Origin of the sequence: Curtobacterium sp. MCBD17_040 (genome assembly GCF_003234805.2) — a bacterium.
GTDB lineage: Bacteria > Actinomycetota > Actinomycetes > Actinomycetales > Microbacteriaceae > Curtobacterium.
Genome location: NZ_CP126274.1, coordinates 197344 through 210828, shown reverse-complemented (window position 1 = coordinate 210828; position 13485 = coordinate 197344). Strand labels below are relative to the sequence as shown.

Annotated in this window: 14 protein-coding genes; 13 read left to right on the top strand and 1 reads right to left on the bottom strand. The window is 66.1% G+C overall.

Annotated elements, in window-relative coordinates; translation table 11 throughout:
• Nucleotides 1-22: 22 nt before the first annotated feature.
• The 6 genes from DEI94_RS17120 (at nucleotide 23) to DEI94_RS17095 (ending at nucleotide 3265) form a co-directional block, all read left to right on the top strand.
• Nucleotides 23-454, top strand: a complete 432-nt coding sequence (locus DEI94_RS17120) for a hypothetical protein (protein ID WP_146249488.1) — start codon at nucleotides 23-25, stop codon at nucleotides 452-454.
• A complete protein-coding gene (locus DEI94_RS17115; protein WP_111026737.1) occupies nucleotides 451-1320 on the top strand; it encodes a M23 family metallopeptidase in 870 nt (289 codons plus the stop codon). Before DEI94_RS17120 ends, DEI94_RS17115 begins: the two co-directional genes overlap by 4 nt.
• Before the next feature lie 21 nt (nucleotides 1321-1341).
• A complete protein-coding gene (locus tag DEI94_RS17110; RefSeq protein WP_111026738.1) occupies nucleotides 1342-1725 on the top strand; it encodes a hypothetical protein in 384 nt (127 codons plus the stop codon).
• A gap of 26 nt (nucleotides 1726-1751) precedes the next feature.
• Complete coding sequence (locus tag DEI94_RS17105) at nucleotides 1752-2558, top strand: hypothetical protein (RefSeq protein ID WP_111026739.1); 807 nt, start codon at nucleotides 1752-1754, stop codon at nucleotides 2556-2558.
• 216 nt (nucleotides 2559-2774) lie between these two features.
• The gene (locus DEI94_RS17100) at nucleotides 2775-2999 is read left to right on the top strand and encodes a hypothetical protein (protein WP_111026740.1); all 225 of its coding nucleotides are present in this window, start codon (nucleotides 2775-2777) and stop codon (nucleotides 2997-2999) included.
• Nucleotides 2996-3265, top strand: a complete 270-nt coding sequence (locus DEI94_RS17095; RefSeq protein WP_111026741.1) for a hypothetical protein — start codon at nucleotides 2996-2998, stop codon at nucleotides 3263-3265. The genes DEI94_RS17100 and DEI94_RS17095 overlap by 4 nt, the downstream gene beginning before the upstream one ends.
• Before the next feature lie 48 nt (nucleotides 3266-3313).
• Here the strand turns inward: DEI94_RS17095 and DEI94_RS17090 are convergent, their stop codons facing one another.
• The gene (locus DEI94_RS17090; protein ID WP_111026742.1) at nucleotides 3314-4126 is read right to left on the bottom strand and encodes a hypothetical protein; all 813 of its coding nucleotides are present in this window, start codon (nucleotides 4124-4126) and stop codon (nucleotides 3314-3316) included.
• Nucleotides 4127-4337: 211 nt separating this feature from the next.
• On the opposite strand from DEI94_RS17090, the gene DEI94_RS19785 reads away from it, so the two are divergent.
• The 7 genes from DEI94_RS19785 (at nucleotide 4338) to DEI94_RS17055 (ending at nucleotide 13210) form a co-directional block, all read left to right on the top strand.
• Nucleotides 4338-5027, top strand: a complete 690-nt coding sequence (locus DEI94_RS19785; RefSeq protein ID WP_111026743.1) for a MazG-like family protein — start codon at nucleotides 4338-4340, stop codon at nucleotides 5025-5027.
• Nucleotides 5024-5191 carry a hypothetical protein gene (locus tag DEI94_RS17080; RefSeq protein WP_181441805.1) on the top strand — a complete coding sequence of 56 codons (168 nt, stop codon included), beginning with the start codon at nucleotides 5024-5026 and terminating at the stop codon, nucleotides 5189-5191. The genes DEI94_RS19785 and DEI94_RS17080 overlap by 4 nt, the downstream gene beginning before the upstream one ends.
• Nucleotides 5188-5625 carry a hypothetical protein gene (locus DEI94_RS17075; RefSeq protein ID WP_111026744.1) on the top strand — a complete coding sequence of 146 codons (438 nt, stop codon included), beginning with the start codon at nucleotides 5188-5190 and terminating at the stop codon, nucleotides 5623-5625. Before DEI94_RS17080 ends, DEI94_RS17075 begins: the two co-directional genes overlap by 4 nt.
• A gap of 154 nt (nucleotides 5626-5779) precedes the next feature.
• A complete protein-coding gene (locus DEI94_RS17070; RefSeq protein ID WP_146249489.1) occupies nucleotides 5780-6178 on the top strand; it encodes a hypothetical protein in 399 nt (132 codons plus the stop codon).
• Nucleotides 6179-6475: 297 nt separating this feature from the next.
• Nucleotides 6476-6727, top strand: coding sequence for a hypothetical protein (locus DEI94_RS17065; protein WP_111026746.1), 252 nt, complete (start codon nucleotides 6476-6478; stop codon nucleotides 6725-6727).
• A 494-nt stretch (nucleotides 6728-7221) separates the two neighbouring features.
• Nucleotides 7222-12009 carry a DEAD/DEAH box helicase gene (locus DEI94_RS17060; protein ID WP_111026747.1) on the top strand — a complete coding sequence of 1596 codons (4788 nt, stop codon included), beginning with the start codon at nucleotides 7222-7224 and terminating at the stop codon, nucleotides 12007-12009.
• An 814-nt stretch (nucleotides 12010-12823) separates the two neighbouring features.
• Nucleotides 12824-13210, top strand: a complete 387-nt coding sequence (locus tag DEI94_RS17055; protein WP_111026748.1) for a hypothetical protein — start codon at nucleotides 12824-12826, stop codon at nucleotides 13208-13210.
• Nucleotides 13211-13485: the final 275 nt, after the last annotated feature.

The following is a 13485-nucleotide window of genomic DNA, read 5'->3' as shown; positions in this document are numbered from 1 at the left end:
CCGCTCGCGCATAGACCGTGGCATGAGCAGCATCACTGACGAGGTCACCCCCATTCACGCACCTATCCCGGCCCGCCTGACCGCGAAGCGGATGCTGGAAGCTCGAGTGTTGGACGCTGCGAGCGAAGCGGAACGGCACGCCGCGGCGACGCTGCAGCACACGGTGATGCTTCGCCGGTTCCTCCCCGCCATCGTCGCCGTGATCGCCGGTGTGGCAGCGACCATCATCACCTTGCGGGTCATGGCGGCGGCTGCGGATGAACTGGCTGGCGCTCGTGCGGTCCTCGGCAGCAGCATCGTGGTGCCCGCCGCCGCGTACGCGCTCCTGCGCAGCACCCTCACCCATCGGATGCGGTCCGCCACCCGGCAGCTGCGGCAGGCGCGGAACACCGCGTTCACTGCCACCGTCGAATTGAACGCACTCGACCAGCAGCTCGCCGGCGCCGCCCGATGATGGTGCCGAAGTTCCGTCACATGCAGGGCGCCGCGGTCGCCGCGGTCGTCACCTGCATGGTCGCCACCGTCGTCATCCCGCAGGTCACCTACGGCACGGAACCGCAGGAACCGGAACCAGCATCAGCACCCACTCGCCACGCATGGGTGACCATCCGGCGAACGCCGTCACAGTCCCTGACCGTGTCTGCCGATGCCGCTCCAGCGCCGGTGGCGCGGGATGCGTACTCGGTGACGGCACCGAAACCGAAACCGAAGCCCACGGCGGGTCCGTCGCCGGCTGCGTCGCCGAGCCCGGGTACCACGGTCACCGCCGGAGGGGATGTGCTGGTCAGCGGTGCGGATGACCAGGGGGTGAAGTACTCCTACGACGCAACCAGCGCCGGCCCGGTCGGGTGGCCGTTCCCGGATGGGGCTCCGGTGACGAGCGTGTTCGGAGCCCGGCATGTGCAGGACTGTGCGTTCTGCTCCACGTTCCATGACGGGGTCGACTTCGCCCCGTCCGCTGGCACCCCGATTCATGCGATCGCTGGTGGAGTGGTGAAGGTCGCGGGAACATACTTCGGGTATGGCAACGCAGTGGTCATCGACTCGACGGTGAACGGGGTGACGTTCGAGACAACGTACGGGCACCTGGCGGACAACAGCATCACCGTGAAGGTTGGGGACACAGTCACCTACTCCGACGCCATCGGGAAGGTCGGGTCCACCGGCAACAGCACCGGCCCGCACCTGCATCTCGGCATCAGCGCCAACGGCGCGTGGGTGGACCCGCTGGCATGGATTCCGGAGCAGATCGCCGGCGAGCAGCCCGGCGTGAAGGGACAGCCGGCAGTCGTCGCGGCGCCCGTCCCCGCCACGCAGTAGCCAGGCCGCATAGACGCCGGCATGAACGACGACCTGCTGCTCGACGACCCCTTCGATGACCTGCCGAGCTCCGCGCATACCTTCACCATGCCGGCCGCGCCCTTCGACGAGACCCCGCCGCTGTCCCGCATGCGACTGCGGAGCACGGTGCTGCTGCTGACGCTGCTCACTGTCGCCGGAACCGTTGGTGGTGCTGCCCTCATGGTCAGCGCATCCGCAGGGGCGTTGCCGACGTCAGCGGCGGCGGTCGGTGGCGTGCTCGCTGTCGGTCTCCGCGCCGCCACCACGCAGATGACGGTTGCCACGGTGCAGGCTGCGCGCCGTACCGCTGCGGTGTCCAAGCGGACCGAGCAGCGGGTGCTCTCGCAGGCGCGGGTGTCCGCGGTGGACATTCCCGCCGGCTGAAGCCTGTCGCCGCGCACACGGACGGCATGAGCATCAGCAAGCCGAAGCACAAGAACCAGGTCGGGCAGCCGACGGAGAACGGCGGGCACTTCGCGTCGAAGGACCGCATCGACGACGTCACGGTGACCCTCATCCCGAGCACTCCCGCGGCCGTCGCGGAGACGGAGGTGTGGCCGGAGCCGGTGATGGTCGGCAACCGCACCTACTACGGGCAGCCCGGCGACCCGAACGGGCCCGTGCAGATCCTCCCCGACGGCAGCGAACTGCACGCCGGTGACCGCATCCGGCACCAGCAAGCGGCAGTCGGCCTCATGTCGCCGGGACCCGCCACCGAAGGTGTCGCCGGGAAGCACCCCGACGAGCCCGACGGTCCGCTGTACCTGATGAAGGAGAACAGCGGCTACGTCTCCTACCTCCACATCAACCACGGTGGAACCCTCGAACTGGTGCAGCGTGGCAGCGACACTGAACCGGACGCCGCGTCGAAGGAACGCGCACGCCGAGCGGTCGCCATCATGACGGCGCGGAAGGCCGAGCACGACGCGCGAGTCGCCACGATGCGGGACGCCATCACCGACGCTGCAGCATCCGCACCGACGGACGTCACCGAGAACGGCGCCGCCGGCTGGGCGCAGTTCAATGTGCAGGCGGTCCTGCAGCAAGCAGAAGTGCAGCCAGCATCTTGGCTTGCATGGCAGGCGGAACAGGCCGCAGCCAGCACCGAGAAGTGGCTCAACGCTCATCCCGACCACACCGCCTCCGAAGCCGAGTTCCGGCGCGGCTACGCGCAAGCAGCGACCGCAGTAGCCGCCGCCCTCCGCGACCTCGGCTGAGACACGCAACACCAGGCACGACAACGCCCCCGCCGACAGCTTCGTCAGCGGGGGCGTTGTCGTGGAGGTCGTCAGTGGGCGATGGTCCAGGGTCAAGGAGACGTCCGCGACAAACGTAGGCGACGCGATCTGTACGGGCGGCGCCGGTGAGCGCGCGCTTCCGCGCATAGAACAGTCGTGGTGGCGAACGGTTCGCAACTGCTGGGGAGGACGACGATGATCGCTGCCTACGCTGGGCCGCGCACCGAGACGCAGACGACGACGCTGCACGAGCCCCTGACCGAACCCGCCGACGAGTCGGTGTGCCTGAACTGCAACGAGATGCGGGCCGCGATCCGCGCATCCCAGCGCACGAACAACCCGCTGTACTGCTTCGACGGCCTCGACGAGCACCCGCACCACCGGTTCGTCGGCGCGGCGCTCCACCTGACCTTCGCATGACCGTGCAGTTCACGGACGTGTTCCTCAGTGGGCACCCTGGCATCGCTGAAACGATCCGAACAGGTCTCGTCGAAGGTGTTCCGTTTACTCTCTCCGGGGACGGCGCCGACATCCGTCCGGGCGACACCGACATTGCAGAACGAAACTCCGGACTGAAGCTGCTGACCTGCCGACAGAACGACGTCGAACACGGGTGGGTCCTGCCCGAGGAGATCGCCTATCCGTTCGACACGTTCGAGTGCTTCCAGGTCGAACTGCATCTCTGAGCTGTAGATGGCGGTGCGGCACTGCCGTGTTGGTGAACCCCGTTTGGGCTAGCTGCACACCTTGGTCGGGTCGATGTTGCTGACCCGATCTGCCGCGGCGGCCTCGGCGCTCTTCTCGGCGCTTTCGGTGGCGGTGATGGACGCCTGGACGCTGCTGCTGAGGTTCTTCGCGGCGGTCACCTTCGCGGCGTCGGTGGTGGACAGCCCGGTCATTCCCACACCGTTCAGGAGCTGGGTGAGGGCGTCGGCTGGCGAGTTCATCTCGTCAGCTGCGTCTGCGTAAGCCCCGAGCGCATCATTCGCTGTGGACAGGTCGGTTTCCGCGTTCGTCGCCTGGTCTTCGGTCCAGCATGAGGCGGCGTCGATGACGGTCATGTCATGGTTGACGGCCGCGACGGCGGTCGTGAACGCCGTGTTCTTCGCCGCGAGTGACTGCTTCCATGTGGTGAGGTTCGACACGACCGTGGGCAGGCCGCGGAGCATCGTCTGCTGCGCAGCCTCATACGCTCGCTGCTTCGCATGCGCCTCCGCACGGGCGTTCGCGATGCGTTGCCGGGAGACTTTCCCGCCGAGTGCCGCTCGGTCTCGGTTCAGGTCAGCGACGGTCCCGGGTCGGAACGTGAACGTGCCCCGCGATGAGTTCAACGTGAGCGTGCTGCCGCTGACGGTGCCGGTGAGGTTCCGTCCCTGGGTTCGTAGGGTGATGTTCGACCCGTTGATGGTTCCGGTGAGGTTCGCGCTGACCTCCGACGTCGTTGATGCCGTGCTGCCCGAAGCCTCCGTCACCACAATGGACTGGCCGCTGATGCGCCCGTTCGACTCCGTCCACTTCAGGTAGGTGGCGTCGTTGCTCCTGGTCATGACCCACGACGACGGAGGTGCTGCGGCTGAGCAACCAGCGAGCAGCAGAACCGACGCGGCCGCAACAGCAATGACCGGGCTGAGCATCCTTCGCACGTGAGCAATCTATCGTCCGGCGTCGCCGCCGCCGGGACCCCACTTCGGGCATGACAGCGAGGTCACATGATGAGCTTGAGTCTCACCGAACCAGGCAGCTGGGCATAGGTGGGTCATGTCCTTCGACTTGACGTACCTCGGCGGTGCCGCCGCCCGTCTCAGCACCTGGATTGACGCGTCGTACCCGTCGGACCTCCCGCCGGAATTGGTCGCGCGTCGGCGGATCCGGAAGCTCGTGGAGGAGGTCGGCGAGGCCGGCGCTGCGCTCTGCGGCGCGGTCGGCGAGAACCCGCGGAAGGGCGTCACGCACACCTTCGATGACGTGAAGGGTGAACTCCTCGACGTCGCGGTCACCGCGCTCGGCGCGTTGGAGCATCTCGACGGGAACCGGGGTGGGTCCGGGACCGGGTTCGCGAACCGCCTGCTCATGAATCCGCTCCTCGCCGGCTACATCACCTTGTCAGGTGACCTACTGAACGACGTCGGCCTCTGCGCCGCTGAATACAGCCGCACACAGGACGGCCTGCACCACCCGGACCTGCACCCCGAGCTACACCTCAGCTACCGGTTCAGCGACCTCGTCATCGCGCTCGGCGCCGTGGAACGCGCGGTCGCCGTCGCGTCCGACCTCGGCCGCGGAATCAACCCGACGGTGGAGCGCACCCTCGAAAACATCGCGGTCGTCGCCCTCGGCGTCTGGGAGCACCTGGACGGGAACCGGGGCCGGTCCGGGCACGCTCTCGCCGAGAAGCTGCAGTTCGTCCTCAACCGCGTCGGCCTCACCGTTGAAGGAGCCGCATCGTGACCGGTCTCGCCGACCAGTTGGACGCTCGCGCACTCCTTCTGCGAGCGTTTCGGAACACCGACGGGAATCTGCGCAGCGCGGAGCTGTTCACCGCCGCGGCAGTTGAACTCCCCAGTCAGCAGCGCCGCATCGACGCGCTCGAATCCTCCGGTGAGCAGCGATGACCCGCCGCGTCCCGACCGCGAACGACCGTCGCCTCATCGCGGAGTTCGCTGATGCGCTCCGCGAAGGCGGTGACGCGCGTGTGCTGTTCGACATGCGCAACAACCCGGAGCCGTACCTCGCCGAGCTTCGGCGGGCGCTCCGGGAGGTTCGTGCTGCGGAAGCGCGAGCAGAGTCCCTCGCCATCGAGCCCGAGAGCACCCGCGGCGAAACGGTGCCTGCGCACGACCTCATCGCCGACGGGGACCTCCTCGGGTTCGCCGGCGGCGCGTTCGGCCGGGACAACTACGGGCCGAACGAGTGCGTGCACGTGTTCACCCTCGACGGGGAACCCGCCGCAGTCTTCCGCACCTGCCCGCGTGAGTGGTACGAAACCCTCGTCGGCGACGAGCTGCGGAACGCCCTCGACGCGGACAGAAAGCACGTGGGCGAGTGACCGCAGCCGTCACCGTGCGTGATGACCTCCTCCAACACGAGCAGGACCGTGTCACAGCGTCCGCAGCCCTCGACGCCGCACGGGAAGTGCTCTCCCGCCATGGACGCATTCCGCTGTGGCCCATGCGCCACCGGTGGCCGCTACGCTGCGGCACGTGCTAATCCGGGTGCAGATACTCAACGATGAGCAGGAATGCTGCGGCGCCGCTGTTGCCCGATTTGAGCGGGTGACATGGAAGGTGTTCCTCCCCGCGGGAGGTGGCCTCGATGGGGACGCCGACGTCATGGAAAGCCACCACGGCGGGCTGAGTAACGGGCGGACCGTCAGCGGTGTCGTCGTGAACATCGAAGAGCTCCGCACCGACGGGTCAACAGCGCCGGTGGTGCGCATGCCGAGCGGAAGCGCACTCCGCGGCTTTGAATCCGATGACGACGGTCACCTTGAGCTGACGGGCGGAGGTCTCCACTTCCGGTCACGAACGAACCAGTTCGTGGTGACTCTCGACATCCCAAGCGGCACCCTCCTCCCCGTCGCTCGAGCGTTCCGGGTTTAGCGCAGGATGCGCGCCTCTGAACGCGACTCGGTGGCCCCGCGCACGGAGAACGCATGAGGACAGATTGGGTGGATCCGTACGCCGCTGGGTTGGATCTGGTGCGGCATTTGCCGTTCGGGACGGTCCTCACCGCGCATGGGCGCGGACGTCGCTTCCTGGGACCGCAGCGTGTCATGCGGACGAGCGGCCGTTATCACTTCCGGAACCAGAGCGGGCTGCCGCTTTACGCCTTCGATCTGGACCTGACCCTGGTCCGCGACGTCGTCATCCCCGGGCGGCGGGTTCTCCACAGCGGACGTGCGGAACGGCCTGGCACTCCCCGCCGCCCAAGACGACCGGTCGGCGACCCTGCAAGCCGCGAACTTGGAACTGCTGCGGCGGATGCGGTTCGGCACGGCGTTCACCGCCGGCGGCAACGAACGGCATCTTCACGGCTCGCAGCGGCTGATGCGCACCGGCGGGCCGCATCACTTCATCAACCAGGACGGCGAAGGCCTGTACGCCTTCACCCTGAACCTCGCCACGGTCCGAGACGTCGTCGCCCCGTAGACGCTCAAGCACGCAGCGCCGCCGCGGAAAGGTCTCCGCGGCGGCGCTGCTTGCTTCGTCTTCCTCCGGTCCACCCGCGGGAGAACATGGGGTTCCGCTTCCTCCACGCGGCAGGCCTGGCCAACCCGCTCGCGGTGTACGAGGACGCGTTCGCTGGAACGGAAGGCATGCCGGAAATCTTCGCGAGACGCGACGAGACGCTTGCGGTTCCCTTCCCTGATCCTGATGGGCGTACAGACCGGGCTGGGCGGGTCATCCCGCACGAGTTCGTCGTACTCGCCCCGGATCACGCCATCTCCGGGATGCAGACGCTGCACGTCGGACACTGTGGGATGAGGTCAGGGAACCGTACGCGACGGCTTCGGAGCAATCGTCACCGCCGGCCTTCGACGTACTCCGGTGAATCAGGGTGGTTCGGTCGGGCGGATACGATCAGGGGTGCTCGTGCCGACCTGGCGTTCTGAGTGTGTTGGCTGTGATGAGGGGCACGAACAATGACGTCGATCCATGACCTGCTCGCCGAGTACGCGCAGATCGCGCCGGACACCCGCACGAAGGGGCGCCTGTTCGAGCGTCTGACCAAGGCATTCCTGACCACGGACCCCACGTGGACGGCCCGGTTCGATGAGGTGTGGCTGTGGCAGGACTGGCCCGGCCGCGACAACAAGCCCGACACAGGCGTCGACCTCGTCGCCCGGGAACGGCACGGCGGCGGCTGGTGTGCGATCCAGTGCAAGTTCTACGCCCCAACCTCCACCATCCAGAAAGGGGACCTGGACTCGTTCTTCACCGCGTCCGGGAAACATCCTTTCACGTCGCGGATCGTGGTCGCGACGGCGCCGCTGGGCAAGAACGCGCAGGACGCGATGGTAGGTCAGGGTCTGCCGTCGAACCAGATCCCGATCGACGAGTTTGACCAATCCGACATCGACTGGTCGACGTACTCCTTCGACAAGCCCGACGAAGTCGCGCCGCCGAAGAAGAAGCAGCTTCGTCCGCATCAGCAGGAAGCTCTCGACGCCGTCCGGTCCGGATTCGCTGAGCATGACCGCGGGAAGCTGGTCATGGCGTGTGGGACCGGGAAGACGTTCACCAGTCTCCGCATCGCGGAAGACATCGCCGGCGCCGGTGGATCAGTGCTGTTCCTGGTGCCCTCGATCGCGTTGCTGTCCCAAACGCTGAAGGAGTGGTCCGCGGAACGTGCGATGGACATGCGCGCGTTCGCGGTCTGCTCGGACAGCAAGGTCGGCCGGGTCTCCGAGGACTTCACCGTGGCTGACCTCGCCTACCCGGCGACGACGAACACGGCGCAGCTCCTCTCGGAGGTTGCGAAGGGCTCAGCGCCCGACGGACTGACGGTGTTTTTCTCCACGTATCAGTCGATTGACGTCATCGCGAAGGCGCAGGCCGAGGGGCTAGCGCCGTTCGATCTGGTGATCTGCGACGAGGCGCACCGCACCGCCGGGTTCATCCGGCAAGGCGCGGAAGAGTCCGCGTTCCTCCGCGTCCACTCGGACGAGTCGATTCAGACGCAGGCGCGGCTCTACATGACCGCGACGCCGAAGATCTACGCCGAGTCCGCTCGCAGCCAGGCGGATGAGAACGCGGCGGTGCTGTACTCGATGGACGACGAGGCCGTGTTCGGGCCAGTGTTCCACCGGCTCGGGTTCGGCGAAGCCGTCGAACGGGACCTCCTCACCGACTACCGGGTCCTGGTCCTCACCATCGACGAAGACTCCATCGGCTCCGCGTTCCAAGAGACCTTCGCCGCCGACGGGGAACTCAATATCCCTGACGCTGCCCGCATCGTCGGGATCTACAACGGACTCGCGAAACGAGGTGTGCAGGGCATCGACACCACCGCCCCGAACGCGCACAAGCCGCTTCGCCGAGCGGTCGCGTTTTCCCGCTCCATCGCGGAGTCCAAGATCGTTCGCGGCTACCTCAACGGTTACGACGGCGTTGCGGGGGTCCGCGCGGACAGCATCGCCGGACGACGCATCGACCTGGACGCTGACGGCGACGAACAGACGTTCCGCCTCGAAGCGGACCACGTCGACGGCGGCATGAACGTCCTCGAACGCACCAGACGGCTGGACTGGTTGAAGGCCGACACGGCGGGTGAGAACGTGTGCCGCATCCTCACCAACGCCCGCTGCCTCTCCGAAGGTGTCGACGTCCCGACCTTGGACGCGGTGATCTTCCTGAACTCCCGCGACAGCCCCGTCGACGTCGTCCAGTCCGTCGGCCGCGTTATGCGGAAAGCTCCGGGCAAGGACTACGGCTACATCATTCTCCCGATCGCAGTACCAGTGGGACAGTCACCCGAGCAGGCGCTCAACGACAACACCAAGTTCAAGGTGGTCTGGGACGTTCTCCGTGCCCTCCGCGCGCATGATGAACGGTTCGAAGCGAAGATCGAACAGATCGACCTCAACGGCCGCACCGACACCGGTCCCGTCATCGGCACCCACTACGACGACCATGACCTACCTGAGCCCGCACCGGGCACGGCGACACCGGAGACATCGCGGATTCCGCTCGACATGAGTGTCCTCGGCGCGGACTGGCAGAACGCCATCTACGCCCGCATCGTCGACAAGGTCGGTGAACGCGACTACTGGGAGAACTGGGCCAAGGACGTCGCCGACATCGCCGGCCGACAGATCAACCGCATCACCAGCCTCGTCGACGGCTCCAACGAAGGTCTCCGCACTGAGTTCACCCGCTTCGTCAAGGGCCTGCAGGACAACCTCAACCCCGGAGTCACCGAGCCGCAGGCGATCGAGATGCTCTCCCAGCACCTCATCACCCAACCCGTCTTCGACGCCCTCTTCGCCGGACACGCCTTCTCCGACCACAACCCTGTATCGCAGGTCATGCAACGCATGGTCGACGCGCTCGAAGAGCAGAACCTCACTACCGAAACCAGCGACCTCGCCGGGTTCTACGCCGGCGTGCAACGCACCGTCGCCGGGATCACCGACGCCGCCGGCCGGCAAACGATCATCAAGCGGCTGTACGAGAAGTTCTTCACCGGCGCCTTCCGGAACACCTCCGAACGGCTCGGCATCGTCTACACACCCAACGAGATCGTCGACTTCATCCTCCGCAGCGCCGACCGGCTCTCCCGCGACCACTTCGGCGCCGGCCTCACGGACCAAGGCGTCCACGTCCTCGATCCGTTCACCGGCACCGGCACCTTCATCGTTCGCCTCCTGCAATCCGGCCTCATCACCTCGGCCGACCTGGCCCACAAGTACCGTCATGAGCTCCATGCGAACGAGATTGTGCTGCTGGCCTACTACGTCGCAGCCGTGAACATCGAAGCCACCTACAACGGCCTGCAGGGTGGTGAGTACGTGCCGTTCCCCGGCGTGGTCCTGACCGACACGTTCCAGACGGCCGAGGACGACGACACTTACGACGACCAGGGCGTGTTCGGCGACAACAACGAACGCGTCAAGCAGCAGAACGCCCTCGACATCCGCATCATCGTCGGTAACCCGCCCTACTCATCCGGACAGGACTCCGCCAACGACAACAACCAAAACCTGAAATACCCCTACCTCGACAAGCGCATCGCCACCACCTATGCGGCGCGGTCGAGCGGGCAGAACAAGAACAGCCTCTATGACTCCTACATCCGCGCCATACGCTGGGCATCCGACCGAATCAAAGACTACGGCATCGTCGCCTACGTCACTAACGGCGGCTTCCTCGACGGCAACACCGCCGCCGGCCTCCGCCTCACCCTCCAAAACGAGTTCACCGAGCTCTACATCCTGAACCTCCGCGGCAACACCCGCACCTCCGGTGAACAGGCACTCAAGGAGGGCGGCCAGACCTTCGGGCCCGGTAGTCGCGCAACGATCGTCATCTCGCTGCTGGTGAAGAATCCGGACCGGCCGTCCTCCGGCACGATCCACTACCGGGACATTGGCGACTACCTCACCCGCGACCACAAGCTCGGCCTGCTGGAGCAGTACCGCGACTCAGACGGCGTCCCGTGGCAGCAGATCACGCCGAACCAGCACGGCGACTGGATCAACCAACGCAATGATGCTTTCGAGACCTTCACCGCGGTCGGGGACCGTAAGGCTCCCGACTCAGCGATCTTCCGTAGCTTCTCCGCCGGACTCCAAACCAACCGCGATGCGTGGGTATACAACTCGTCCGAGCCAGCACTGCGCGGCAACGTTACTCGCATGATCGACGCGTACAACGCCGAACTCGACCGATGGCAGCATGCCGAACGGCCGCAACCCGTCGAGGACTTCATTGACACGAATCCGGAACGCATCAGCTGGTCTTCGTCGCTGCTCGCCCGCTTTAGGCGTAACGAGCGAATCAGCGTTGACAGCAACCACATCACGACAGGTATGTACCGTCCCTTCAGTCGACAGCGGCTCTACTTCGATCCGCATGTCATCCACCGCCCTGCTCAACATGCGGCCTACTTCCCCTCCGGCGAGCGGAATTACGGCTTCTACTATGTGGGCGCTGGTTCTGCAGTCCCGTTCTCAGTCTTGATGCTGGACGCTATCCCTGATTTGCATCTCACCGGTGCTGGGTCGGGCGGTCAGTTCTTCCCGCGATACGTCTACGACCTCGAACAGCAGGACGGAGCGTTTGCGATGTTCGACGGGCCGCAGCGCCGTGACAACATCACCGACACCGCGCTCGCCCGGTATCGGGAGCTGTACGGGCAGGAGGTCACCGCTGATGACATATTCTTCGCTGTCTACGGACTCTTGCACTCCGAGGATTACCGACGCGAGTTCGACGCTGATCTGAAAAAAACACTGCCGCGCATCCCGGAACTGACAGATCCGGCCGACTTCTGGGCGTTTGCGGCGGCAGGCCGGGGACTGTCCGAGCTGCACATCGGGTACGAAAGTGCCGACTTGTACCCGGTAGAGCTCAGCGGGCCGATTCCCGCTGACCTGCGCGTGACAAAGGTGCGGTATGGCGGCAAGGCGGGTAACTGGGACCGCACTGTCATTCACGTTGCGCCCGGCGTGACGATCAAGGGGGTACCGGCCGCGGCGCACGAGTACCAGCTCGGCTCCCGATCGGCCCTCGACTGGATCCTCGAGCGGTACCAAATCAGGACCGACAAGGCCTCCGGCATCGTCAATGACCCCAACGACTGGGGTGCCGAGCACGGCAACCCGACCTACATCGTTGAGCTGATCAAACGCATCGTAACCGTCAGCGTTGAGACGGTGCGCATCGTCCGGGGCCTGCCTGCACTGCAGTACCAGAAGGCCGCTCCATGACCCCGAGCGAGTTGGGCGCCCACCTGGTGGAAGGGGTGGCGCTTCCGTTCCACCCGCAGGAACTGACCGTTCGGCAGCTGTCGACGTAAACTCGTACGTTGAAATCTGGGCAGGGGAAGTCTCAGCGGAGGCAACGAAAGCGATCGGTCTACGAGTCGAACACACCAATTCGTCCGCCATCGTCGTCCGTAGCGTCGCGCAGCCAGTCTCGACGTGACCGCTTCCGTTCGCTCGACATATGACAGCATCGATGACACCTTGCCAACCATCTCCTGAGCCGGCTCACGTCTGAAGTCAGCAGCGACTCGCTTCCATCCTGCGTCTTTCATCCCCACGGTCGTGAGATGTCTCGTTAGCACCGAATCGACGACGCGAGAGGACGACCCGGGCGTGTTAGTCGAAGCGCCCCGGTTATCGCCGCAGTTTTCCGTCGTGCCCAGGCCCAAGCCCCGGGCCGTCAGAAACCGGGTGCGCCTCGACGTGCGAGTCGAGGACGCCGCTGAGGTCCGCCGAATCGTCGCGCTCCGTGCTTTCCAAGCCTCCGGGACGGAGATGGCGGCTCCCGAGCGCGCAGCCAGGTCTGCCTGCGACGCGGGCCGTGACAGGGATGAGCGGTGCAGTCCCGCATGCGTCGGCCCGCTCGACCCGATGCGCATTTCAACGGCTCGAGTCTCAACTACTTCGAGAGGAGTCTCACCTGGGTTGAGAAACGACATGGCACCTGGGCCACCTTCCACGACCGGTTCACGCCCGCGAGCGACGCTGACGTCCGCGCATAGAGCCAGTGACCACCCAGGATGAGGAGACACCCCGCATGACGAGCAGCGAAGCGGCGCCGTCAGGGCGGGACATCGACTTCGCTGCGGAAGCGACGGCCGCCGCCGACGTCCTCGACGCGCTGCACCTCCGGTTCACCCTGTCGTCGAACGACTGGGGTGCCCGCTCCTCCGATGCGTGGCTGTACGGCATCGTCGCCGGATGGGACCTCAAGCCTGATGACGACCCGGAGTTCGATTCGCCGGCAATGCCACACCTCGCAGCACAGCATGGGTGGAACGACGAGCAGGTCGCCCGCATCCGGCAACTGCACGACCGGTTCCAGCGCATCGTCCCCGCCCTCCAAGCCGCCGCCAACCAGCAGCAGGAACTCGAACGACTGCGCGCAGCCCACGCAGCAACCACGCCGGGAGGCACCACATGAGCGCCGAGTACGTCCGCACCCGCTACCGCGTCGACTAAAAACGCGGCGAGCGTCTCATCGTCGAAGGCCGGCCCGGGAAGCTCGTGTCCTTCCCTGGCCAGTACCTCGGGATCCGGTTCGACGGCGAGACGTTCACGTCGCGTGCGCATCCGACGTCGCATGTACGCCATCCCGGTCAGCCGGAACCGTCCACCTGCCGGGAGTGCGGAGCGTGGGCGGAGCGCGACCATCCCGCCTGCCTCCGCCTCGCCGGCCGAATCCCGCACCCCGTTGCA